General features: G+C 68.4%; 20 protein-coding genes and 1 tRNA gene. 13 read left to right on the top strand and 8 right to left on the bottom strand.

Features of this window, described 5'->3' with window-relative positions; all coding sequences use genetic code 11:
- The first annotated feature begins 49 nt into the window (after positions 1 to 49).
- The gene (gene lysS / locus ACIP5T_RS08630; protein ID WP_400862331.1) at positions 50 to 1,576 is read left to right on the top strand and encodes a lysine--tRNA ligase; all 1,527 of its coding nucleotides are present in this window, start codon (positions 50 to 52) and stop codon (positions 1,574 to 1,576) included.
- Here lysS and ACIP5T_RS08625 read toward each other — a convergent pair.
- Complete coding sequence (locus ACIP5T_RS08625) at positions 1,569 to 2,687, bottom strand: DUF4192 family protein (protein WP_400862330.1); 1,119 nt, start codon at positions 2,685 to 2,687, stop codon at positions 1,569 to 1,571. The two genes, lysS and ACIP5T_RS08625, sit on opposite strands and share 8 nt — an antisense overlap.
- Positions 2,688 to 2,799: 112 nt before the next feature.
- Between ACIP5T_RS08625 and ACIP5T_RS08620 the strand changes: the two genes are divergently transcribed.
- From ACIP5T_RS08620 to ACIP5T_RS08610, 3 genes are all read left to right on the top strand, one after another.
- Positions 2,800 to 2,973 (top strand): hypothetical protein, encoded by a 174-nt coding sequence (locus ACIP5T_RS08620; RefSeq protein ID WP_164481682.1) that lies wholly within the window; start codon positions 2,800 to 2,802, stop codon positions 2,971 to 2,973.
- Positions 2,974 to 3,073: 100 nt separating this feature from the next.
- The gene (gene cls / locus ACIP5T_RS08615) at positions 3,074 to 4,534 is read left to right on the top strand and encodes a cardiolipin synthase (protein WP_400862327.1); all 1,461 of its coding nucleotides are present in this window, start codon (positions 3,074 to 3,076) and stop codon (positions 4,532 to 4,534) included.
- 50 nt (positions 4,535 to 4,584) lie between these two features.
- On the top strand, positions 4,585 to 5,325 hold the full coding sequence (locus ACIP5T_RS08610; protein WP_400862325.1) for a hypothetical protein: 741 nt from the start codon (positions 4,585 to 4,587) through the stop codon (positions 5,323 to 5,325).
- Between the two features lie 42 nt (positions 5,326 to 5,367).
- On the opposite strand, the gene ACIP5T_RS08605 is transcribed toward ACIP5T_RS08610, so the two are convergent.
- On the bottom strand, positions 5,368 to 6,366 hold the full coding sequence (locus tag ACIP5T_RS08605; RefSeq protein ID WP_400862323.1) for a diacylglycerol/lipid kinase family protein: 999 nt from the start codon (positions 6,364 to 6,366) through the stop codon (positions 5,368 to 5,370).
- Positions 6,367 to 6,440: 74 nt separating this feature from the next.
- Here ACIP5T_RS08605 and serS point away from each other — a divergent pair, with 74 nt between their 5' ends.
- The 4 genes from serS (at position 6,441) to ACIP5T_RS08585 (ending at position 9,967) form a co-directional block, all read left to right on the top strand.
- Positions 6,441 to 7,724, top strand: coding sequence for a serine--tRNA ligase (gene serS / locus ACIP5T_RS08600; protein ID WP_400862321.1), 1,284 nt, complete (start codon positions 6,441 to 6,443; stop codon positions 7,722 to 7,724).
- Complete coding sequence (locus ACIP5T_RS08595; protein ID WP_400862319.1) at positions 7,721 to 8,542, top strand: HAD family hydrolase; 822 nt, start codon at positions 7,721 to 7,723, stop codon at positions 8,540 to 8,542. Before serS ends, ACIP5T_RS08595 begins: the two co-directional genes overlap by 4 nt.
- A 42-nt stretch (positions 8,543 to 8,584) precedes the next feature.
- Positions 8,585 to 8,669, top strand: a tRNA-Ser gene (locus ACIP5T_RS08590).
- A 53-nt stretch (positions 8,670 to 8,722) separates the two neighbouring features.
- The gene (locus ACIP5T_RS08585; RefSeq protein ID WP_400862317.1) at positions 8,723 to 9,967 is read left to right on the top strand and encodes an LCP family protein; all 1,245 of its coding nucleotides are present in this window, start codon (positions 8,723 to 8,725) and stop codon (positions 9,965 to 9,967) included.
- A gap of 76 nt (positions 9,968 to 10,043) precedes the next feature.
- On the opposite strand, the gene ACIP5T_RS08580 is transcribed toward ACIP5T_RS08585, so the two are convergent.
- Complete coding sequence (locus ACIP5T_RS08580; protein ID WP_400862315.1) at positions 10,044 to 10,640, bottom strand: TetR/AcrR family transcriptional regulator; 597 nt, start codon at positions 10,638 to 10,640, stop codon at positions 10,044 to 10,046.
- A gap of 92 nt (positions 10,641 to 10,732) precedes the next feature.
- On the opposite strand from ACIP5T_RS08580, the gene ACIP5T_RS08575 reads away from it, so the two are divergent.
- Positions 10,733 to 13,021: a glycoside hydrolase family 3 C-terminal domain-containing protein gene (locus ACIP5T_RS08575; protein ID WP_400862314.1), complete on the top strand. Its 2,289-nt coding sequence runs from the start codon at positions 10,733 to 10,735 to the stop codon at positions 13,019 to 13,021.
- 119 nt (positions 13,022 to 13,140) lie between these two features.
- Here ACIP5T_RS08575 and ACIP5T_RS08570 read toward each other — a convergent pair whose 3' ends face one another.
- The 4 genes from ACIP5T_RS08570 to ACIP5T_RS08555 form a co-directional block, all read right to left on the bottom strand.
- The gene (locus ACIP5T_RS08570) at positions 13,141 to 14,253 is read right to left on the bottom strand and encodes a mandelate racemase/muconate lactonizing enzyme family protein (RefSeq protein WP_400862312.1); all 1,113 of its coding nucleotides are present in this window, start codon (positions 14,251 to 14,253) and stop codon (positions 13,141 to 13,143) included.
- Positions 14,250 to 15,173, bottom strand: a complete 924-nt coding sequence (locus ACIP5T_RS08565) for an NAD-dependent epimerase/dehydratase family protein (RefSeq protein ID WP_400862311.1) — start codon at positions 15,171 to 15,173, stop codon at positions 14,250 to 14,252. The genes ACIP5T_RS08570 and ACIP5T_RS08565 overlap by 4 nt, the downstream gene beginning before the upstream one ends.
- Positions 15,170 to 16,498, bottom strand: a complete 1,329-nt coding sequence (locus tag ACIP5T_RS08560) for a Gfo/Idh/MocA family protein (RefSeq protein ID WP_400862309.1) — start codon at positions 16,496 to 16,498, stop codon at positions 15,170 to 15,172. Before ACIP5T_RS08560 ends, ACIP5T_RS08565 begins: the two co-directional genes overlap by 4 nt.
- An 85-nt stretch (positions 16,499 to 16,583) precedes the next feature.
- A complete protein-coding gene (locus tag ACIP5T_RS08555) occupies positions 16,584 to 17,588 on the bottom strand; it encodes a LacI family DNA-binding transcriptional regulator (protein WP_400862307.1) in 1,005 nt (334 codons plus the stop codon).
- A gap of 73 nt (positions 17,589 to 17,661) precedes the next feature.
- On the opposite strand from ACIP5T_RS08555, the gene ACIP5T_RS08550 reads away from it, so the two are divergent.
- The gene (locus ACIP5T_RS08550; protein ID WP_400862305.1) at positions 17,662 to 18,705 is read left to right on the top strand and encodes a M24 family metallopeptidase; all 1,044 of its coding nucleotides are present in this window, start codon (positions 17,662 to 17,664) and stop codon (positions 18,703 to 18,705) included.
- A 147-nt stretch (positions 18,706 to 18,852) separates the two neighbouring features.
- Here the strand turns inward: ACIP5T_RS08550 and ACIP5T_RS08545 are convergent, their stop codons facing one another.
- Positions 18,853 to 19,860, bottom strand: a complete 1,008-nt coding sequence (locus ACIP5T_RS08545) for a LacI family DNA-binding transcriptional regulator (RefSeq protein ID WP_400862303.1) — start codon at positions 19,858 to 19,860, stop codon at positions 18,853 to 18,855.
- 150 nt (positions 19,861 to 20,010) lie between these two features.
- Here ACIP5T_RS08545 and ACIP5T_RS08540 point away from each other — a divergent pair, with 150 nt between their 5' ends.
- From ACIP5T_RS08540 to ACIP5T_RS08530, 3 genes are read left to right on the top strand one after another with little or no spacing between them, the layout of a single operon-like run.
- Positions 20,011 to 21,540 carry a sugar ABC transporter ATP-binding protein gene (locus ACIP5T_RS08540; RefSeq protein WP_400862301.1) on the top strand — a complete coding sequence of 510 codons (1,530 nt, stop codon included), beginning with the start codon at positions 20,011 to 20,013 and terminating at the stop codon, positions 21,538 to 21,540.
- Positions 21,537 to 22,568, top strand: coding sequence for an ABC transporter permease (locus ACIP5T_RS08535; protein ID WP_400862299.1), 1,032 nt, complete (start codon positions 21,537 to 21,539; stop codon positions 22,566 to 22,568). Before ACIP5T_RS08540 ends, ACIP5T_RS08535 begins: the two co-directional genes overlap by 4 nt.
- Positions 22,565 to 23,617: an ABC transporter permease gene (locus ACIP5T_RS08530; protein WP_400862297.1), complete on the top strand. Its 1,053-nt coding sequence runs from the start codon at positions 22,565 to 22,567 to the stop codon at positions 23,615 to 23,617. Before ACIP5T_RS08535 ends, ACIP5T_RS08530 begins: the two co-directional genes overlap by 4 nt.
- The last annotated feature ends 48 nt before the right edge of the window (positions 23,618 to 23,665 follow it).

Raw genomic sequence — 23,665 nt, 5'->3', positions numbered from 1 at the left:
GAGGGACGCGACCTCGGTAAACTGGACACGACTTTTCAAGGAGCCCCGAATGACTGACGCGTCTGCCGCGCCCGACACGACCACCGCCGCCACCGAAGAAGACGTGCACGAGCAGAAGGCCGTGCGCCTGGCCAAGCGCGAGCGTCTGGTCGCGAACCGAGCGGATGCCGGCGGGGGAGCGTTCCCGGTCAGTGTGCCCGTGACCCACCAGATCCCCGCGCTGCGCGCCGAGTACGGCGAGCTCGAAGCGGGTGCCGAGACGGGCGTCGTCGTCGGCGTCGCCGGCCGCGTGGTCTTCAGCCGCAACACCGGCAAGCTGTGCTTCGCGACTCTGCAGGCCGGCGACGGCTCGCGGATCCAGGCGATGATCTCGCTCGCGAACGTCGGCGAGGAATCGCTCGCCGACTGGAAGGAATACGTCGACCTCGGCGATCACGTGTTCGTGCACGGCGAGGTGATCTCCAGTCGCCGAGGCGAGCTGTCGATCATGGCCGACGCGTGGGCGATCGCCTCGAAGGCGATCCTGCCGCTGCCGAACGCATACTCCGAGCTCAGCGAAGAGGGGCGTGTGCGCAGCCGCTACCTCGATCTGATCGTCCGCGAGCAGGCGCGTACGACCGTGCGCGCCCGCGCGGCGGTCAACGCGAGCCTTCGAGCGACGTTCGGCAGCCACGACTATCTCGAGGTCGAGACGCCCATGCTGCAGGTGCAGCACGGCGGTGCATCCGCTCGTCCTTTCGTCACGCACTCCAACGCGTTCGACACCGAGCTCTACCTGCGCATCGCGCCCGAGCTGTACCTCAAGCGCGCGGTCGTCGGAGGCATCGAGCGGGTGTACGAGATCAACCGCAACTTCCGCAACGAGGGCGCCGACTCGACGCACAGCCCGGAGTTCGCGATGCTCGAGGCCTACCAGGCCTACGGCGACTACAACCAGATGGCCGCTCTGACGCAGGAGCTCGTGCAGCAGGCCGCGATCGCCGTCGCGGGCTCGACCACGGTCACGTGGGCCGACGGCACCGAGTACGACCTCGGGGGCGAATGGGATCGCATCTCGATGTACGAGTCGCTGTCGGCGGTGTCCGGTCGCACGATCACCCCGAGCGACTCGGTCGAGGATCTGATCGCCTTCGCCGAAGCGAACGGTGTGGACCTGCCCGCTCAGGCGACGCACGGCAAGCTCGTCGAGGAGCTGTGGGAGCACTTCGTGAAGGGCGACCTCGTGCGCCCCACCTTCGTGATGGACTTCCCGGTCGACACCTCGCCCCTCGTGCGCGAGCACCGCTCGATCGAGGGTGTGGTCGAGAAGTGGGATCTGTACATCCGCGGCTTCGAGCTGGCGACCGGATACTCCGAGCTCGTCGACCCCGTCATCCAGCGCGAGCGCTTCGTCGAACAGGCGAAGCTCGCCGCCCGGGGCGACGTCGAGGCGATGCCCGTCGACGAGGAGTTCCTCCGAGCCCTCGAGCACGGCATGCCGCCGTCCGGTGGGATGGGCATGGGGATCGATCGTCTGCTGATGGCGATCACGGGGCTCGGCATTCGCGAGACCATCCTCTTCCCCCTGGTCAAGTAGCGGGCGTCGCACCGCGTCTGAACGCCCACTCCGGCAGCATCGCCGCGCTGATCATCGTTTCGAGCAGGGCGGCGAGGCCGTACTCGGGATCGATCGCCCGCACGAGTTCGAGGTACTGCCCGGCGTGACTCGAGCGGCCGAGCGCCCACGAGAGCCATGCCGCAGCGGTGAGCGGTGCGGGTCTCGTGACACGCGGAGCGAGCGACGCGGCGGTGCGGACGAGTGAGAGGGCGATCGCGAGCCTCTCCGGATCGGGCGTGGGTCCGCGCCCGAGGAACACATCACCGAGATCGTCGGGAACAGTCGACCCCGAGTCGGCGAAGGTGAGCTGCGCTTCGAGCGTGCGTTCGCCGCCGCCGAGATCGGTGGCCCACTGCGTGAGCGCCACATCTCTGAAGAGCGGCCGCTCCAAGCACCAGAGCAGCGCGGCGGTGGCGAAGGGCGGCAGATCATCGGGCGAAGCGAGCACGGCTTCGAAGAACGCCGGGATGTCTTCGAGGAGGACGAGCGCAGCGATCGCCTGAGGGTTCTCGGCGCCCGTCGGCGCAGGTGCTCCACCCCGCTCGAGGAGCGCCGTGATGTCGAGCAGCGCCCGAGCCACCCTCTCTTTGTCGGCGAAGCCGGCGGTGGGCAGAGCAGCGCCGGACAACTGGTCGCCTGATACGTCGCCGACGCCCGGCACCTCGGGGGCCGCGTGCTCGAGGGTGCGGAGCTGCGGGTCGCCGTCGAGATAGCTCGACCACCCGCCGGATGTCACGCAGAGCGCGTCGACGATGCGCAGGCCGGCGTCCTCCGCCCGCCCGAGGAGTTCATCGACCTCGACCGCGAACGGCAGGACGAGCCCGTCGCGCGTCTGCTGAACAGCATCATCCGTGTAGACGACGAGGGCGACCGCATCCGTTCGGTCTACCCGCGAGACCAGGCCGACCGCGGCATCCGCGTAGTCCTCGAGCTCGACATCGTCACGAGGGAGGTCGAGTCTCATCGCACCGTACGTGCGTGTGCCTCGGAACGGCAGCAGGACGAGGCTCTCGGTCGGGGTGAAGCCTGCGAGAGAGGGGACGATGCTGAGGAACTCAGCGGAGCCGGAAGCGCGGAGCAGTGTTGTCATCCGGCGAGTCTCATCGCACGCTCGCCGTCGCGGATCGATTCCACAGCTGCGATCGTCGATCCGCTCGGGGTCCCCGAGTGTGGAGGAGTAGTGGGTCGCGTACCATGGAGCCATGGAGAACTTCTGGCTCGCAGCCGCATGGTCGATCATCCCGACCATCGGGGTGAGCGTCGTGTTCTTCTTCGTGCTCCGCGGAATCCTGCGGTTCGATCGCACCGAACGCAAGGTGCACGCACGGATCGAGGCCGAGGAGCGGGCCGCGCGCGGTCTGCCGCCGCGCTCCTGAGCGGCGTCGGCACCATCGGCTACTGTGTAGCCAGCGCACCGTCTTCGGTGCCCACTGAAGCGCCTCGCGTCGAAGTGCCGACCGGCCGAGAGGACGAGGTATGACGCCCGAGATCTGGGCCTGGTGGACCGCGGCGTTCCTGATCGCCCTCGACCTGACGATCCGCATCACCGCGATCATCGTGATCCCGCGCAACCGGCGACCCACTGCGGCGATGGCCTGGCTGCTCGCGGTCTTCTTCATCCCGTTCATCGGCGTGTTCCTCTTCCTGCTCATCGGAAACCCGCGCCTGCCGCGCGCCCGACGCCGCAAGCAGGATCAGATCAACGAGTACATCGCCGAGACGAGCGAGCACCTGCACTTCGGCACCCTGCGACCGGATGCCCCGAGCTGGTTCCCCCCGCTCGTCGAGATGAACCACAGGCTCGGCGCGCTGCCGATCTCGGGAGACAACGGCGCGCATCTGATAGCGGACTATCAGGATTCGCTCGACGCGATGGCCGACGAGATCCGCAAGGCCGAGGACTACGTCCACATCGAGTTCTACATCCTCCAGGCCGATGCATCGACGGACAACTTCTTCCGAGCGATGGAGGAGGTCGCAGAGCGCGGCGTCCACGTCCGCGTGCTGCTCGACCACTGGGCGAACAGATGGAAGCCGAAGTATCGGCAGACCGTCAAGCGGCTCAATCGGATGGGTGCGAACTGGCATCTGATGCTTCCGGTGCAGCCGCTGAAGGGACGCATGCAGCGGCCCGATCTGCGCAACCACCGCAAGCTGCTCGTCGTCGACGGCAAGGTCGCGTTCCTCGGCTCGCAGAACGTCACGGACTCGACCTACAACCTCCCCAAGAACATCAAGCGCGGTCTGCACTGGGTCGACCTCATGGTCCGAATCGACGGGCCCGTCGTGCTGAGCGTGAACGCGATCTTCCTCAGCGACTGGTACAGCGAGACCGACGAGGTGCTGCAGGAGATCGACATCTCGCACGCCGAGACGGGATCAGGAGATCTCGACTGTCAGGTCGTGCCGTCGGGGCCCGGGTTCGAGGTCGAGAACAACCTGCGTCTCTTCCTCGGGCTGCTCTACGCGGCCAAAGAGAAGATCATGATCGTCAGTCCGTACTTCGTGCCGGATGAAGCGCTGCTGCTCGCCGTCACCGCAGCCGTCGACCGCGGCGTCGTCGTCGAGCTGTTCGTCTCCGAAGAGGGAGACCAGGCGATGGTCTATCACGCGCAGCGCAGCTATTACGAGGCGCTGCTCAAGGCCGGGGTGCGGATCTGGATGTACCGCAAGCCCTACATCCTGCACACGAAGAGCCTCACGATCGACGACCAGGTCGCCGTGATCGGCTCGAGCAACATGGACATGCGATCGTTCGGTCTCAACCTCGAGGTGTCGATGCTGGTGCGGGGCGAGGAATTCGTCTCCGAGATGCGCGCGGTCGAAGACGTCTACCGCTCGCTCAGCAGGGAGCTGACTCTCGAAGAGTGGATGCAGCAGCCTCTGCGCTCGACCGTCCTCGACAACCTCGCGCGCCTCACCTCTGCGCTGCAGTAGGGCGGCAAGACGGGGGTGCCCTCGGACATCGCTGCCGGTACCCTGTGTGCATGGAATCCCCATCGCGTGTCATCGCCGCACTCTCGTCCCTGGCCGCCGTGCTGCTCATCGCGGGGTGCACGATCGGTCCCGGGGCCACCGGGTCGCAGGCGACCTCGAACCCCTCGAGCGGGCCGGGTCAGAGCACCGACGACTCGGATGACGTCGAAGGCACGCTGCTCGACGACGGCCGCATGTTCGCCGTTGTGACCTGGGGATCCTCCACCTGTGTGCCGCAGGTCGACACGGTGTCGGCCGAAGGACAGACCGTCTCGGTGACACTCGTCGAGCCGGAGTCCGACGGGGACGGCGAGAAGGCATGCACGGCCGACCTGGCGTCCCGCGCGAGCGTCGGCGCGCTGCCGGAAGGTGTCGACCCGACGAAGGAGATCACCCTGCAGGTGACGTACGGCGATGTCGTCGACGACGTCGATCTCGACGGCGACCCTTCATTCACCGGCGCCCCCGGCTCGTCGACCGAGTACGCGCCGACCGCCGGCTGGTTCGATGACGGTTCACTGGTGCTGCTCACCTGGGGCTCCTCGACATGCGCACCCGTGGTCGAGAACCTCGAAGGCTCGGGCTCCTCGGGCACTGCCACCTTCGCGACGGACGAAGACCAGGTCTGCACTATGGACATGGCGCCGCGCGCGACGATCCTCGAGTTCGGCGAGGACGCCGTAGACGATGACGCGTTCACCCTCACACTCGGCGGCGGCGGCCTCGACGGCACGGTCGAGGTGCGGGGCTGACACTGGATCCGAGCGGTCCGGAGCAGGCCGGTCCGGCGAGGATCAGAACGATGCGATCGGATGGTCGGCGGGAAGGGCGAGCAGGAGCGCTCCGGGGTCCACGCGGCAGGTGATGCGCACGGCGGTCCCGAACTCGTCGCCGTCGAGCTCGATCGGCGTGGGCGACGTCACGGCGGCCTCGGCGGCGGCTCCGCGGAAGTAGTGCACCGAGGCGTCCCTGCCCCGACGTTCGAGCACCCGGCGTCCCGCGCGCGATCGCCGCAGCACCGAGTTGTCCCACCAGATCTTGCGCCAGACCCCGAGCCAGCCCCACATGCCGGTGGGCTGGATCACGGCGATATCGAGGACGCCGTCGGTGATGGAGGCGTCGGGGATCAGAGAGATGCCCGCCGGCAGAGTGCCGCAGTTGGCGAACAGGATGCTGTGCACCTTGGTCGAGTGCAGGCGTCCGTCATCGACCTGGAACACGGAGCGGAAGGGCTCGGCGCCCACGAGCGACCTCGCGGCTCCGTCGACGTAGGCGATCCACCCGACAGACTTCTTCAGATCGGCGCGGGTGTTGGCGATCATGTCGGCATCCAGCCCGACCCCGGCGAGAACGACGTACGCATGCTCTTCGTGCTCGCCGTTCTCTCTCGTGAGTCGCGCCCAGCCGATGTCGATCGCGTGGCGGAACTCGCCCAGCGCCGCGCGGATCATCTCGTCGGGATCGGCGAGCGGGAGCGCCAGATTGCGCGCCAGCAGGTTTCCGGTGCCGCTCGGCAGGATCGCGAGTGGCACCCCGGTGTTCGCGATGGCTTCGGAGACGGCGCGCACCGTGCCGTCTCCGCCGGCCACGAGCACGACATCCACCTCTCGGGCGAGGGCCTGAGCCGTCGCCCCCTGGCCGGGGTCTTCGATCGTGGTCGGGTAGAAGGCCGGATGCTCCCACCCGGCCTCGCTCGAGAGGGCGCGGACTCTGGCCCGCAGATGCTTCTCGTCGACTTTGATCGGGTTGTAGATGAGCGCTGCCTGGCGTCGGCCGGTGGCGCTCGTGGTCATGGCGCTACTCTAACCCGGCAGTCGACCCGCTCGGTCGCGGCGGACGCGCCCGGGCCGCACCATAGACTTGGTGGATGATCGACCTCGCACTCCTCCGCGAAAATCCGGAGATCGTCCGCCGCTCTCAGGCCGCCCGTGGCAACGACCAGGGCACCGTCGACACCGCGCTCGAGGCCGACCGATCGCGTCGGGCGGCGCTCGCCGCGTTCGAAGAGCTGAGGGCCGAGCAGAACGCGTTCGGCAAGCAGGTCGCGAAGGCCCCCAAGGAGGAGAAGGCGGCGCTCGTCGCGCAGGTCAAGGACCTCGCCGAGCGCGTCAAGCAGGCGCAGCAGGCCGCCAACGAGGCCGCCGAGACGCTGGCCGCTGCTCTCGCACGCATCGAGAACGTCGTGATCGACGGCGTCCCCGCCGGAGGCGAGGCCGACTTCGTCGAGCTGCGCCGAGTCGGCGAGGTGCCCGCGTTCGACTTCGAACCCCGCGACCACCTCGAGCTCGGCGAGATCCTCGGCGCGATCGACATGGAGCGCGGCGCGAAGGTGTCTGGCGCTCGCTTCTACTTCCTGCGGGGCATCGGGGCTCGTCTCGAGATCGCGCTCATGAACCTCGCGCTCGACAAGGCCCTGCAGAACGACTTCATCCCGCTGATCACGCCCACCCTGGTGCGGCCCGAGATCATGCAGGGCACCGGATTCCTCGGCGAGCACGCAGACGAGGTCTATCACCTCGACAAGGACGATGACCTGTACCTCGTGGGCACCAGCGAGGTCGCGCTCGCCGGGTACCACAAGGACGAGATCCTCGACCTGGGCAAGGGCGCGCTGCGCTACGCCGGCTGGTCGACCTGCTATCGCCGCGAGGCGGGTTCGCATGGCAAGGACACCCGCGGCATCATCCGGGTGCACCAGTTCAACAAGCTCGAGATGTTCGTCTACACGAACCCGGAGGATGCCGAGGCGGAGCACCTGCGGCTCGTCGCGCTGCAGGAGGAGATGCTCACCTCGCTCGGCCTCGCCTATCGCGTGATCGACGTCGCCGCGGGCGACCTCGGCTCCAGCGCAGCGCGCAAGTACGACATCGAGGCGTGGGTGCCGACGCAGGGCGCTTTCCGCGAGCTCACCTCGACCTCGAACTGCACGACGTATCAGGCGCGTCGTCTCGACATTCGGCACCGTCCAGAGGTGCATGAGGGCCAGACCGCGAAGACGCAGCCCGTGGCGACGCTCAACGGCACGCTCGCGACGACCCGCTGGATCGTCGCTCTGCTCGAGACGCATCAGCAGGCCGACGGTTCTGTGCGCGTGCCGGAGGTGCTGCGGCCCTACCTCGGTGGACTCGAGGTTCTGGAGCCGACCGCGTGACGGCCCCCTGGCTCGTCGGTCTCGACGTCGACGGCACGATCATCCTGCAGGACGAGACGATGAGCCCCGGTGTGCCCGAGGCTGTCGCACGGCTGCGGGACGCCGGTCATGAGGTGACGATCGCCACCGGGCGCAGCTGGATGGCCACGCGTCGCTGGGTCGAGCAGCTCGAGCTGACCCCGCAGTTCGTGGTGTGCTCGAACGGAGCGGTGACGATGCGTCGGGTGGGTGACGAGTGGGAGCGGTGGCACATCGAGACGTTCGATCCGTCTCCCGTGCTCGCTCTCCTGCGCGACCGCCTTCCTGAGGCTCGGTACATGGTCGAGCTCGGCTCCGGACTGCGGCTCTACACCGAGCATCTCGACGACTGGACGCTCGACGGCGGACGACAGGTCGGCTTCGAGGAGCTGGTCGCCGAGCCCGTCTCCCGTGTCGTCGTCGTGTCGCCGGGGCACGATGAGGAGGACTTCCACCGCCTCGTCGCCGACGCAGGGCTCAACGAGGTCTCGTACGCGATCGGCTGGACCGCGTGGCTCGACATCGCGCCGCAGGGCGTCGACAAGGGCACGGCGCTCGAGCGTGTGCGCACCGAGCTGGGCTTCGAGCGCGGACAGGTCTTCGTGGCCGGCGACGGTCGCAACGACATCGGCATGTTCGGGTGGGCGCTGGGGCTCGACGGCCGGGCCGTCGCCATGGGGCAGGCGCCCTCGGAGGTCAAGGATGCCGCGGGTGAGGTGACCGGCGACGTCGAGGACGGCGGCCTCGCGATGGCTCTGAACACGCTTCCAGCGGCCGCCCAGGTCAGCGCGAGAGAATAGAACTCGGCTAGACTCACGGCTTGTCGGCAGATTCGTCTGTCGGGAGGGTTGTCCGAGTGGCCGATGGAGCTGGTCTTGAAAACCAGTGGGCAGAGATGTCTCGTGGGTTCGAATCCCACACCCTCCGCATTCCAGGGAACGGTGTCCCCCCGCACCGCACGCTGAACCGAAAGGTCCCGAGTGAGTCCTCACACCCGACGACGTCGTACCATCGCACGACACGGGCAGCTCCACTCGCCAGGCCCCGTCAGCCAGCTTCTGACGTTCATCGCGATCGGCCTCGCCGTCGTCCTGGTGAGCGGGTTCGGCGTCGTCTCGTACATCGTCTACGACCTCTCCAGCACGGTCTCGGCCAACGCGGTCGAGCTGGACAGCACTGAGCAGCTCCCGCCGGACATCAGCGAGTACGAGGGCGGATTCAATATGCTCCTCACCGGTGTCGACACGTGCGAAGAGGCCTACGCGCAGTACTTCGGAGAGCGCTGCACCGGCGCCGACTCCGAAGGCACGCTCAACGACGTGAACCTTCTCCTGCATGTGTCGGAGGAGCCCCGCCGCATCACCGTCGTCAGCCTGCCCCGAGACATGATGGTCCCGATCCCCGAGTGCGAGGACGCCGAGGGCGACGTGCACTCGGCGATGAGCAAGCAGCAGATCAACACCGCGTACACCGACGGCGGACTCAACTGCGTCGCGAAGACCGTCTCCGACCTCACCGGTCAGGAGATCCAGTTCGCGGCGTCCGTCACGTTCGGCGGCGTGATCGAGATCACGAATGCGATCGGCGGCGTCGAGGTGTGCCTCGCCTCGCCGATCAAGGACCGCTACACGGGACTCGACCTCGCGGCCGGAAACCACGTGATCGAGGGAATCACGGCTCTGCAGTTCCTTCGCACCCGTCACGGGGTCGGAGACGGCAGCGACCTCGGACGCATCGGCAACCAGCAGCAGTACATGTCGAGCCTGGCTCGCACGCTGATCAGCGGCGAGACGCTCGGCAACGTCCCGATGATGCTGAAACTCGCGACCACCGGTCTCGACAACGTCGAGGCGAGCACCTCGCTCGCCGACCCGATGAAGATCGTGCAGATCGCGCTCGCGGTGAAGTCCGTGCCGTTCGAGGACATCGTCTTCCTGCAGTACCCGACATTCGCGGACCCGGCCGACCCCAACCGCGTCGTGCCGGACAAGGAGTCCGCCGAAGCGATGTGGACCGCGATCAACGAGAACGCCCAGCTGCAGGTCACGCACCAGAACACCGAGAACGACGGAGTCGTCGTGACGGATCCGGGACCGCAGACGCCTGTCGACGCCGGTGCGACGCCCGACCCTGCGGTCACGCCCGAGAACGTGGTGGCGCTGCCGGACTCGATCAAGGGCAACTCGGCCGCACAGCAGACCTGCTCGAACGGAAACGTGCGCTGACGTTCGCGCACTGACGGCATGATCCGTCTCGACGAACCGCCCCTCCTGCCAGCCGGGTGAGGGCGGTTCTTCGCATTCAGCGGGTGGGTGTCTCCGGCTGATCGGCCGGCGGGTAGAGCACGTCCATGAGGGCGCCGATGATGCCCGGCATGTCGACCGAGCGGTCGATCATCCACTGCAGCTGCAACCCGTCGGCGACCGCCTGGATCACCCGCGCCATTGTGTCCGGATCGAGCGTCGCTCGGTGTGCCTCGTCGTGGGCGAAGCTGACGGTGATGCTCTCGCGGAGCCGTTCGCTGCGCTCGAGGAAGTACTGATGGGCCGGATGCGCGGGGTCGACGGCGTCGACGGACAGGCGGGAGAACAGCTCGACGACACCCGGGACCTCGGTGTTGTGGCGGATGACGTCGATGAACGCGGACTTGCCGTCGGACGGATCCATCGTCTGCGGCATCATGCCGTCATGTTCGTCGCGCTTGCGCAGCACCTCGGTGAAGAGCTCCTCCTTGCTGCCGAAGTAGTGCAGGAGCGCAGCCGGGGTGACGCCGACCAGCTCGGCGATCTGCTTGAGCGACGCGTTCTGGTAGCCCTTGCGGCCGATCACATCGAGAGCGCTCTCGAGGATCTCTTCGCGCCTGGCGACGCCCTTCGCGTATGAACCTCGTCGTGCCATCCTCCGAGAGTAATCCTGAACAACGTTTGAAATCCAATACTTACTGGCATATAGTTTTCGCAAGACACCGCTGTCGCCGCGAAAGGAACACCATGACCGATACATCGGCATCCGACCTCACCCTGGAGGAGAAGGCATCGCTCACGAGCGGGGCCGACTTCTGGACGACGAAGGCCATCGATCGCGTCGGTCTGCCGTCGATCATGATGACCGACGGCCCGCACGGGCTGCGCAAGCAGGCGGGAGGCACCGATCACCTCGGTCTCTCGAGCAGCGTGCCCGCGACCTGCTTCCCGCCCGCCGTCGGCATCGGCTCGTCGTTCGACCCCGAGATCATCGAGCGGGTCGGCGCAGCCATCGGCGTCGAAGCGGCCATCGAAGACGTCGCCATCGTCCTGGGCCCCGGCATCAACATCAAGCGCTCCCCGCTGTGCGGACGCAACTTCGAGTACTTCTCCGAAGATCCGATCGTCTCCGGAATCCTGGGCGCGGCTTCGGTGCGCGGCGTGCAGTCTCAGGGGGTCGGCACCTCGCTCAAGCACTTCGCGGCGAACAACCAGGAGTTCGATCGCATGCGCGCGAGCTCCGACGTCGACCCTCGACCGCTGCACGAGATCTACCTGCGTGGCTTCGAGCGCGTCATCACCGACGCCCAGCCCTGGACTGTCATGTGCTCGTACAACCGCATCAACGGTGTCTACGCCTCGGAGGACCCGTGGCTGCTCACTCAGGTGCTGCGCGACGACTGGGGTTTCGACGGTGTGGTCGTCTCGGACTGGGGTGCGGTGAACGACCGTGTGGCGGGCGTCGCGGCAGGCCTCGATCTCGAGATGCCCTCGTCCGGCGGACGGACGGATGCTCAGCTCGTGGCCGCCGTGCGCGCGGGTGAGCTCGCGGAGAGCGTGCTCGACACCGCGGCGGACCGCGCGATCGACCTCGTCCGCAAGGCGCAGCGGCGCCCGGCCGTCTCAGGCCCGCTCGACGTCGACGCGCACCACGCGCTCGCGCGGGAAGCTGCCGGACGCTCGATCGTGCTGCTGAAGAACGACGGCGATGTGCTGCCGCTCGCAGCGGGACAGAAGATCGCGGTCATCGGCGCATTCGCCACCGAACCGCGCTTCCAGGGCGCAGGGTCGTCGCTGATCAACCCGACCCGTGTCGACAATGCGCTCGACGAGCTGCGAGTCGTCGGGGGAGACGACGTCACCTACGCGGCCGGCTTCTCGGTCGAGGGCGGCGCCGTCGCGGCATCCGGTCGCTCCGACGACGACCTGCGCGAGGAGGCCGCGGCTGCAGCCTCGGCAGCGGACGTGGCCGTCGTCTTCCTCGGCCTTCCCGCCGCAGAGGAGTCGGAGGGCTTCGACCGCGAGCACATCGATCTTCCCGCCGACCAGCTGGCGGTGCTCGATGCCGTGATCGAGGCGAACCCGACGACCGTGGTCGTGCTCTCGAACGGTGGCGTCGTGGCGCTGCCGTTCGCAGGCCGGGTGCCCGCGATCGTCGAGACCTGGCTGCTCGGCCAGGCAGGCGGCGGCGCTGTCGCCGATGTGCTGTACGGCACCGTGAACCCGTCGGGCAAGCTCACCGAGACCGTTCCGGTGCGGCTCGAGGACAACCCCTCGTTCGGCAACTTCCCGGGTGAGTTCGGACACGTCCGCTACGGCGAGGGCGTGCTGGTGGGCTATCGCTGGTACGACGCGAAGAACCTCGAGGTCACCTACCCGTTCGGGCACGGCCTGTCGTACACGACGTTCTCTTACGGCGAGGCCTCCGTCGAGGCGAGCGAGAACGGCGACATCGTCGTGCACGTCGACATCACCAACACCGGCACGCGCGACGGCAGGGAGATCGTGCAGGTGTACGTCGCTCCCGTCGCGTCTGCAGTGCAGCGCGCGCCGCGCGAGCTCAAGGCGTTCTCGTCGGTCGCTCTCGCTGCCGGTGAGACCCGCACGGTCGAGCTGGTCGTGCGTCGCGCAGACCTCGCCTACTGGGACGTGCGCGTCGACCGCTGGATCGTCGAGAGCGGCGAGTACACCGTCGAGGTCGCGGCATCGAGCCGGGACATCCGCTCGTCGTCGACTGTCGAGGTCGAGGGCGACGCTGTCTCGCTGCCCCTGACCATGAACTCGTCGATCGGCGACGTGGTCGCTCATCCCGTGGCAGGGCCCATCATCATGGGCGCCCTCGGGGGCTTCATGGGAGAGCTCACCGGAGCCGACTCGTCGGCCGCCTCGATGATGCCGAACGATGAGGCGATGCAGAAGATGATGGCGTCGTTCCCGATCGGCCGACTGATCGGCTTCCCCGGCATCGAGGTCACGCACGAGCAGGTCGAGCAGCTGCTCGAGGGGGCCAACGCCGGAGTGCTGCCGAACGCCTGACCTGACGTTCTCCGAACGCCTAAGCGCCCTCCCCGTCCTGCGACGGAGAGGGCGCTCTGGCGTTCGGTGATCGGCCGCAGCGATCACACGGCGGAGCATGAGATCAGGAGGGGGCGCTCCTATGCGGGACTCGGGGCGTCGGAGCGGGGCGAGTCGAGCAGAGGCGAGAATCGGATGCCGAGACCATCGTGTGCGGTCTCGGTGAGCCAGCCGTCGCTGATCGTCACCGGCGACGGATCGACCAAGGCGCCCAGCGCTCCGAACCCGGCATCCTCGACGTCTTCCACCAGGATCTCGTGAGCGGTGTCGGCCAGAGTCAGCGCGAGCTGCCCCGAGAGCTCCGGCAGCAGATGCGGATGCAGCGCTGCGCCGTGAGATGCGGCGAGTTCGGCGATGCGCAGGAACGGGGTGATGCCGCCGACCCGCACGATGTTGGGCTGCACGATCTGCGCTGCTCCCGCGCGCAGGAAGTCGCCGAAGCGGTGCACCGTGTGCAGGTTCTCGCCGAGCGCGATCGGCACGTCGATACGTCGCGCGAGTTCCGTGTGGCCGTCGAGGTCGTCGGCGCGCAGCGGCTCTTCGATCCAGGCGAGGTCGAAGCGCGACAGGGCCTCGACGGATGCTGTCGCCCGCTCCAGATCCCACCGCTGGTTCGCGTCGATCATCAGCCCCCGATCAGGGCCCAGCAGCTCGCGCACGGCGGCGACGCGATCGAGGTCTTCTGCGAGATCGGGCCTTCCGACCTTGATCTTCACGGCGCCGAAGCCCGAGTCGATCCACCGCTGCACCTGGGCGAGGAGCTCGTCGAGCGAGTAGTGCAGGTTCACACCCGAGCCGTAGGCGCGAACTCGCTCGCGACGGCGGCCGATCAGCCCTGACAGCGAGAGGCCCGTCGATCGGGCCTCGGCATCCCACAGGGCAAGATCGAGTCCGGCCAGCGCGATCGTCGTGATCCCCCCGCCTCCGGCTTCGTGCAGGTGCTCCCACAGACCTTGCCAGGATTCGCCGGGAACAGCGGAACGGCCCTCGGCGGCGTCAGCGATGTCGTGCTCGAGCAGCGCGTGCACGGCGGGCGCACCGATCTGCGGGGTCCACGAGAACCCCCACCCCTCGGCGCCGTCGGAGCGCACGACGTGGGTCGCGACGACGCCGACGGAAGTCACGTCGGCCGCCCACGGACGCGTCAGCGAGACTCGCTGCAGGCGCGTCGTCAGCCTGCGGATGGTGGTCACCGCGGGAAGGCCTTGCCGGGGGCGGATGCGGCGGCGAGCTCTGCGCGCCAGGTGCGGGTGGGGCGCCAGCCGAGCAGCCGGGCCGCCTTGGCGGAGGAGAAGGCGGGCGCATCGCCGGTGAGTTCGGCCGCCGCCCGCGCGGTGCCGGGGTGGAACCGCGGCAGCAGCTCGCTCAGGGGGCGACGGGCCAGCGCATCGTCAGCGCCGACGAAGAACCGCTCGCCGTTCGGGATGTCGTCCAGGGCGGCGAGCAGCGTGACGGCGAAAGCGGCCACGTCGCGGGCGTCGACGTAGTTGAAGAGCGCGGGGGCCGACAATGCCGGGTCGTCGAGGCGCTCGATCACCGTGTGACCCTGCTGGGTCGGAGCGCCGGCCCATTCCTCGGGGGCGATCACGTAGCAGGGGCGGAAGGACGCGAAGCGCACATCGTCGCCGGTCTGTCTCCTCAGCATGTCGACCGTCTGCTCGATCAGCAGCTTCGACAGGGCGTAGGCGTTCCAGGGCTCGGTGGGCGACGTCTCATCGAGAGGCAGTCGCTCGGGAGTCCAGCCGCGTGGTGCTCCGTAGCCGATGACGGTGGGACTGGAGGCTGCGACCACACGGTGGATGCCTGCGCGCACCGCTCCGCCGAGCACCGACTGCGCGAGAGCGGCGTTGGTGCGGAGGATGACATCCTCCGGCGCGCTGAACGGCACCGCGATCGCCGCGAGGTGGATCAGCGCGTCGGCATCCGTGCCCGCGAGCGCCGAGGCCGTGGCATCCGCATCCGTCAGATCGAGGGAGAACTGCGTGATCCCGGGGCGTGCGAGGTCGTCGGTCGCCTCGCGGTCGATCGAGACGAGCTCGTGCCCGGCATCCGCGAGGCCGGTCACGAGCGTGCGCCCGAGCCTGCCGGAACCGCCGGTGACGACGATCCTCATCGGCGTGCGAGCAGGGCGATCCCGAGCTCGTCGACCTTCACAGGGAGCCCTGTCTCGAGTGAGCGATTGCCGGCGATGCCCACCGCGATCGAGCGGATGCCGTCGGTCCAGTCGGCGGGGCGGGCGAGCGGATCATCGCCCGGGCCCTCGAAGACGTCGGAGAGCAGCAGTTCATCGCCGCCGCCGTGACCGCCGTCGCCGCCGTCGATCGGCACCTCGTATGCGGCCTCCCAGTGGCGCTGCACGATCAGCCGCTCGCTCTCGGGGCGCAGCGAGCTGATTCCGTCGGCACCCGAGAGGCTGGGGTCGATGTGCGGGTGCAGGCCGTCGCCGGCGAGCACGGCGCCGCGTTCGACGACCTCGAGCTCGACCCGGCCGAGCGTGCCGTTGACCGCGACGCGGTAGCCCTCCCACGGCGAGTGCGCGTTCAGCGAGTACGACATCGTCGCGCCCGAGGCGTAGTCGACGACGAGGGCCAGATTGTCTTCGATCGTGATTCCCTCGCTGAAGACGTCGAGGTCGCGCCGGTATCCGTCGTGCTGTTCAGCATCGAGGTAGAGCGCGGTGAGGCGCTCGTCGGTGCGGAGGTCGAGTTCGAACAGGTCGCCGCCGTCGTGCGTGCCGCGGGCGGGGCGCACGCCCAGGCCGCGGCTCTGAGCGTTGTCGGCGCCGTAGAAGCGCAAGCCGCCCGAGGCGAAGACGCGCGTCGGCTGCGAGCGGATCCACCAGTTGACCAGATCGAAGTGGTGGCTCGACTTGTGGACCAGCAGTCCACCCGAGTTCTTCTTCTCGCGGTGCCAGCGACGGAAGTAGTCGGCGCCGTGGTTCGTGTCGAGCATCCACGAGAAGTCCACCGAGGTGACCTGCCCGATCGTGCCGTCCTGGATCACCTGGCGCAGCGCGCTGTTGCGAGGGGAGTAGCGGTAGTTGAAGGTCAGCACGACCTGGCGCCCCGTGCGCTCGACGGCGGCTTCGATGCGGGCGGCGCTCGCCGCGTCGATCGTCAGCGGCTTCTCGACCACGACATCGGCACCCGCTTCGAGCGAGCGGACGATCAGCTCGGCGTGCAGGTCGTCGCGGGAGCAGATGATGACCCGGGCGACGTGCTCGTCGCGGATGACCTGCTCGAGCTCGTCGGGGGCGGCGAGTCTGGGCGCCGGTGCACCGACCTCGGCGATGCGGTCGGCGTAGTGCGCGGCCCTGACGGGATTCGGCTCGATGATCGCCACGAGCTCCGCGCGATCGCGGTGCGGGCCGATGATCCCCTCGACGTACATCTGCGCACGGGCTCCGGCGCCGACGAGGGCGTAGCGGGTCTTCGTCATCGTGATCCTTCTTTGATCTCGAACTCAGGAAACGTTTTCTCGACGATAGCACAGGGCCGATGCCGAGCAATCGCTGGGCGCGTGCTCAGCTTTCGTGCGGAGGCGCGGTGCTGCCGCGCACAACGAGATTCGGTGTCAGAGTGAGTATCGGGGTGGGATCGCCGCCCGTGAGCTGGGCGTGCATCGCGGCCCACGCGGCCGCGCCGATCTCGACTGCGGGAACAGCGGCAGTCGTGAGCGGCGGCGAGGTGTAGGCGGCGAACGGGATGTCATCGAAGCCGGTGATCGACAGCTGCCGCGGCAGGTCGACCCGTCGGACCGTCAGAGCGGAGAGCAGGCCCATCGCGACGAGATCGTTGTAGGCGATCACCGCAGTGGCTCCGCTCGCGAGCACCCGATCGGCCACCGCAGTGCCGCTGTCGAAGTCGACACCGGCGGAGATCTCCTCGACCTCGAGCCCGTCGACGGCAGAGACCGCTGCCGCGATCGCATCCTGTCGGGCCCGATGGGTCACACTGCGGGTGGCGCCGGCGAGGTACACCAGGCGACGGTGGCCGAGCGAGGTGAGGTGGTCGACGATCTCGCGCATGCCGGATCCGTAGTCGGCGCCGACGACGGGAGCGTCGGACTGTGGTCCGCGATTGATCGCGACGGCGGGGGAGAGTGCGGGGAGCAGCTGGGCGAGCTCCGCCTCGGGCATGCGCGGAGCGCAGAGGATCACACCGTCGGTGCGCAGCCTGGTCGCCCTGGCGAGTGCGTGCTCCTCATCGAGGTCTTCACGCGAGTCGGCGACCAGCACGTGATATCCGTCGGCGTTGGCGGCGCGACTGAGACCTCGGAGAATCGCCTGGAAGGTCGGGTTCTCGAGATCCGGGATGACGACGGCGACCGTCTGCGTGCGGCCGAGCACCAGGCTGCGGGCGAGGGGGCTCGCGGTGTAGCCGAGCTCTGCCGCAGCGGCATGCACTCGTTCGGCGAGAGCGGAGTCGACCGACGGGTTTCCGTTCATCGCGCGCGACACGGTCGAGAGTGAGACGCCGGCGAGCTTCGCGACGTCGGTGATGCCGGGGCGTGACGATCGGCGTGCCATCAGCATCCCTCCGTTCCGCGATCGGTCGCGGCTGTCGTCATACTACGAGAAAACGTTCTACAGGGAGAGTCGCATGGCCGGAGCATCCGATGACCGCATCGAGAAGCAGGATCGCCTCGCACGGGTGCGACAGGAGCTCGGCGGAGCGCCGCTCGTGCTCACCTCGCACGAGTCCGTGTCGTGGTACCTCGAGGGCGCGCGCACCCACGTGTCGCTCGCGGGTCCTCCCGTGCTCGCGGTGCGGGTGGAGGCGCACGGAGATGTGCTCTTCGTGGCCGACAACGAAGCCGACCGGCTGATCGCCGAGGAGCTGCTTCCTGAGGACGCCGAGCGAGTCGTGCGGGTGCCGTGGTGGATTTCACCGGCCGTCGCGGCGGCGGAGATCGCGGGGGTTCCCGAAGCGGATGCCGCCGCGCAGCTGCGCGCGGCACGGGCGCGGATGCTGCCGGCCGAGCGCGCGAGATATCGGTCGCTGGGGCGCGAGACAGCGGAGGCTCTGACCGATGTCCTCGCTCCGGTCGACCCCGCCCAGACCGAGCGCGCCGTCGCGGCCCTCATCGCCGCTGAGCTCATCGCCCGCGGGATCGATCCTCTCGTGGTGCTCGTCGCCGGTGCGCAGCGCGGTGGCTTCCGGCATCCGCTTCCGACCGCCGGCGTGCTCGGAGAGCGGGCCATGGTCGTCGTGTGCGGTCGCCGGGGTGGGCTGATCGCCAACGCGACCAGGTGGATAGGGGCTCCCGTCGATGAGGAGCCGCTGCTCGGCGTCGAGCGCGCGTTCCTCGACGCGTCGGCGCCGGGCGCTCGTCTCGACGACGCCTTCGCGGCGGGCACCGCGGCGTACGCGCGCTTCGGCTTCGATGCGGATGAGTGGCAGCGGCACCACCAGGGCGGGCCGACCGGCTATGCCGGACGCGACCCCCGCGCCACGGCATCCACGTCCGATCTGCTCGTCGCGAACCAGGCGTTCGCCTGGAATCCGACAGCGCCTGGCGCCAAGGTCGAGGACACGATGCTGCGCACAGCGGACGGGTGGGAAGTGCTCACGACCGATGACCGCTGGCCCTCGGTCGAGTACGAGGGGCTGCGTCGGCCGGTCGCGAGGGCATACGGGGCCTGATCGAGGGGCATAGCGAGGGGCCCGGCGCCGAATGCATGCTCAGATGGCGGATGCATGCCGGGAAGGCTGTTCTCGGCATGCATCCGTGTTCTCGGCATGCAGATGTGCGTGAGTCGCCGAGGACGCCCGGCGAGAAGCGGTTCCGGATCAGCCGCCGGTCGAGCGGCGCACGATCAGCTCGGGAGGGAACACGGTCTGACGGGGGATGCTCTCGGGGTCGGCCGCCTCTTCGAGCACGATGCGCAGCGCAGTGCGGCCGATCATGCGGCTGGGTTGGCGGATGGATGACAGGGGCACGGCGGCAGCCGCAGCGAACGGGTTGTCGTCGAAGCCGATCAGTGCGATCTCGTCGGGCACGAGCACGCGCCCACCCGACACGAGTGACTGCAGCAGCCCGAGGGCGAGCAGGTCGTTGGCGGCGAAGAGAGCATCCGGCCACTCGCGGCGAGGGCGGGTGAGCAGCCTGGTGCCGGCGGCGACGCCCTCCTCGACGGTCATCGCCGAGGTCGGCACGACTTCGAGCTCGACATGCACAGCGGCGTTCTCCGCCGCGGCGCGTGCTCCGGCGAGGCGGTCGGTGACCTGTCGCATGTCGAAGGGGCCGCCGACGAAGGCGATGCGCCGTCGACCTCCTTCGATCAGATGCTCGACCGCGAGCCGCCCGCCCGCGACGCTGTCGACCGACACCGACGAGAACCCGCTGTCGGCGCTGAACCGGTCGACGAGGACCGTGGCGATGCCGCTCGCCCGGAACTTTCGCAGCTGCGTCATGACGTCGCCGTAGGGGGCGATGAGCAGACCACGCACCTGCTGCTCGCGGAAGAGGTCGAGATAGACCTTCTCGCGAGAGGGGTCGTCGTCGGTGTTGCCGTAGAGGATCGCGATGCCGTGGCTGGACGCCTCATCTTCGGCGCCGCGCACCACGTCGTTGTAGAAGGGGTTCTGGCCGTCGAGCACGACGAATCCGACGGTCGTGCTCACGCCGGCGCGGAGCTTGCGAGCTGCATCGTTGCGCACATAGCCGAGCTCTTCGATCGCCTGAGTGACGCGTTCGACTGAGTCGCTCGAGACCTCGTCCGGACGGTTCAGGACGTTCGAGACCGTGCCCACCGAGACGCCCGCACGGACGGCGACATCGCGGATGCTGATCGGCATTCGGCTGTCCTCTCGTCGTCGGGCGGATCACGCTTCGGCATCGGGGGTTGACCTGAGACCGGCATCACATACACTAGCCTGAAACGAGCTTGAATCGATTCAGGTAAAGTTCATTCCGATCATCATCCCCCTCAACGGAGAGGAAAGCCAGTGGTAGACGCAGCCTCCGCCCGCAGCGCTCCCCCCACCGCGCTCGAGCTGCATCGGGTCGTGAAGTCCTTCGGCCCCGTCGTCGCACTCCGCTCCGGCAGCCTGACGCTCCGCCCCCGCTCGATCCACGCCCTCATCGGCGAGAACGGCGCCGGCAAGTCGACGCTCGTGAAGATCATGGCCGGTCTCTATCGCCGTGACTCGGGGGACTTCCGCCTGCACGGCGAGGACGTCGACTTCACCAGCACGGCTCAGTCGAAGGCCGCGGGCATCGCGGTCATCTACCAGGAGCCGACGCTGTTCCCCGACCTCTCGGTCACCGAGAACATCTTCATGGGGCGCCAGCCCACCGGCTTCCTCGGCCGCATCGACCGCAAGGCGATGCGCACCGAGGTCGACCAGATCTTCCGTCGCCTGGGCGTGACGCTGGACCCCGATCGCATCACCGAGGGGCTGTCGATCGCCGACCAGCAGATCATCGAGATCGCGAAGGCGATCTCGCTCGATGCGAGTGTGCTGATCATGGACGAGCCGACGGCCGCGCTCAGCGGCGTCGAGGTCGACCGTCTGTTCGCGGTCGCCCGGAGCCTCCGTGACGAGGGCCGTGCGATCCTCTTCATCTCGCACCGCTTCGACGAGGTGTTCGACCTGTGCGACACCGTCACCGTCATGCGCGACGGCGCCTACATCGACACCACGGCCATCGCCGAGACGACGGTCGACGATCTCGTGCGCCAGATGGTCGGCCGCGACGTCACCGAGCTGTTCCCCAAGCAGGCGGCCGTCGTCGGCGACCCCCTGCTCGAGGTCGCGGGGCTCACCCGCCCCGGGGTCTTCCACGACATCTCGTTCACCGTTCGAGCGGGCGAGATCGTCGCACTGGCCGGTCTCGTCGGAGCCGGCCGCAGCGAGGTCGCCCGCGCCGTCTTCGGCGTCGACCCGTACGACGAGGGCGAGGTGCGGATGCTCGGCGCGACCGTCGCCCGCCGCAATCCGACCGCCGCGATGCGCAGCGGACTCGCTCTCGTGCCCGAAGACCGCCGCAAGCAGGGTCTCGTGATCGATGCGGGTGTCGGAGGCAACATCACGCTCGCGATCCGTCGGCGCCTGTCGAAGTGGGGTCTGATCACCAGCGGCATCGAGAACCGCGCGGCCAAGGAGTGGGCCTCCCGCCTCGAGGTCAAGACGCATGCGCTCGACACCGTGGCATCCACCCTCTCCGGAGGAAACCAGCAGAAGGTCGTGCTGGCCAAGTGGCTGGCGACAGATCCGCGCGTGCTGATCATCGACGAGCCGACCCGAGGCATCGACGTCGGCACGAAGTCCGAGGTGCACCGGCTGCTCTCGCAGCTCGCGGGCGAAGGTCTGGGGATCCTCATGATCTCGTCCGAGCTGCCCGAGGTCCTCGGCATGGCCGACCGCGTGCTCGTGATGCGCGAAGGCCGCATCACCGCCGAGATCTCCCGCGACGACGCCACCAGCGAGAACGTCATGTTCGCCGCCACCCACTCATCGGAGCTGCACTCATGAGCACCACCACCGCACCCGCGGCCGCCGCTCCGGCGATCGCGAAGAAGCCCGGCGGCATCGGCCGTGCACGTGAGTTCGGCATCCTCGCCGCGCTCGTGCTCGTCGTGATCGCCGCCACGGTGAAGAACCCCGCCTTCCTCTTCAGCTCCGACGGCTGGCGCGACCTGCTGCTGACGCCGTCGATCCTCATGCTCGTCGCGGTGGGTCAGGCGATCGTCATCATCACGCGCAACGTCGACCTGTCGGTCGGATCGGTGATGGGCCTGACGGCCTACCTGACCGGACGCCTGTTCGTCGACGTGCCCGGCATCCCGATCGTGGTCGTCGTGCTCGCAGCCGTGCTGCTCGGCGCGTTCCTCGGCCTCGTGAACGGCGCGCTGGTCGCGTTCGCGAAGGTGCCGGCCATGGTGATCACCCTCGGCACGCTGTATGCCTACCGCGGCATAAACGTGCTCTGGACTGGCAGCGACCGGATCAACGCCTCCGACATGCCGAAGGGCTTCCTCGCGCTCGGCACACAGCAGGTCCTCTTCATCCCGGTGCTGACGATCATCGCGGTGATCGTGCTCGCGCTCGCCGCCTGGTATCTGCGCAACATCCGCGGCGGCCGCGAGTACTACGCGATCGGATCCGATCCGTCTGCCGCAGAGCTCTACGGCCTCAAGGTCACCCGCCGCGTGCTCTCGGCGTTCGTCCTCTCGGGAGCACTCGCAGGTCTCGCCGGCGTCTTCTACGCCGCCCGCTACGGATCCATCAGTTCTCAGGCGGGCAGCGGCTGGGAGCTGGATGCGGTCGGTGCCGCCGTCATCGGCGGCATCGCGATCACCGGCGGCGTCGGAACGGTCTGGGGCGCGGCCATCGGCGCGATGCTCCTGATGACCATCAACCGCGCCCTGCCCATTCTCGGCATCCCGGACTTCTGGCAGCGTGCCGTCGTCGGTGTGCTCATCATCGGGGCCATCGTGCTCGACCGGGTGCTCGCGGTCAGACAGAGACGCCAGCTCATCGAGGCGAGGGACGAATCATGACCACGACAACGACGACCATGTCGACGCGCGTCATCCGCGACTACGACCGTCCGCTCTGGCGGCGCATCTTCATCAACCGCGAGTTCGCGATCATCGCGCTGCTCGTCCTGGTGACGATCGTCGCGGCTGTCACGATCCGCGGATTCGCCCAGCCCATCACGGCGAACTACCTGCTGCTCGACGTCGCGCCGATCCTGTTGATCGCCCTGCCGATGACGCTCGTCATGATCACCGGGGAGATCGACCTCTCGGTGGGATCCATGGTCGGTCTCGCCAGTGTCGTGACCGGTGTGCTCACCGAATCCGGCGCTCCGTTCGAGGTCGCCGCCCTCGCCGCCCTGCTCGTCGGCGTGGTGGGCGGCGCGTTCAACGGCTTCCTCGTCACGGTGGTCGGCCTCCCGTCGCTCGCGGTCACGATCGGCACGCTCGCGCTCTTCCGCGGTCTCGCGGTCGGCCTGCTCGGCACCACAGCCGTCACCGACTTCCCCGAGACCTGGACCGCTCTCGCGAAGGCGAAGATCGCCGGCACCACGATCCCGTACATCGTGATCCCGTTCCTGATCCTGCTGGTGCTGTTCGCGGTGCTGCTGCACTTCACCCCGTTCGGTCGCGGAGTGTTCGCGATCGGGCTGTCGAAGGATGCCGCACGCTTCTCGGGCGTCAACGTGGAGCGGACGAAGTTCATCCTGTTCGTGCTCTCGGGTGTGGTCGCCGCGTTCGCGGGCATCTTCTACACGCTGCGGTTCGGCAGCGCCCGAGGCGACAACGCCACAGGGCTCGAGCTGCAGGTGATCGCGGCGGTGGTGCTCGGCGGCGTCTCGGTCTTCGGCGGTCGCGGGCACCTGCACGGTGTCGTCGCAGCGGTGCTCCTGATCGGGGTGCTCGGCAGCAGCCTTCGCCTCGCGGGCGTCACCTCCGACGTCATCAACATCATCACCGGCGGTCTGCTGATCTTCTCGGTCGTCGCAGCCAGCGTCCTCGCCTGGGCGCAGCGCGTGCGAGCGAAAGCCGGTCCGCCACTCCGCGTAGCAGCCTCTCCCGCACCATGAGGCAGCCTCACATCGTCGGCACCCGCCAGCGGTGATCATCACGAAAGG

This window comes from Microbacterium sp. NPDC088619, assembly GCF_044752825.1.
In the GTDB taxonomy this organism is placed as follows: domain Bacteria; phylum Actinomycetota; class Actinomycetes; order Actinomycetales; family Microbacteriaceae; genus Microbacterium.
The sequence above is the reverse complement of the archived record's forward strand: the minus strand, read 5'-3'. Positions and strand labels throughout refer to the sequence as shown.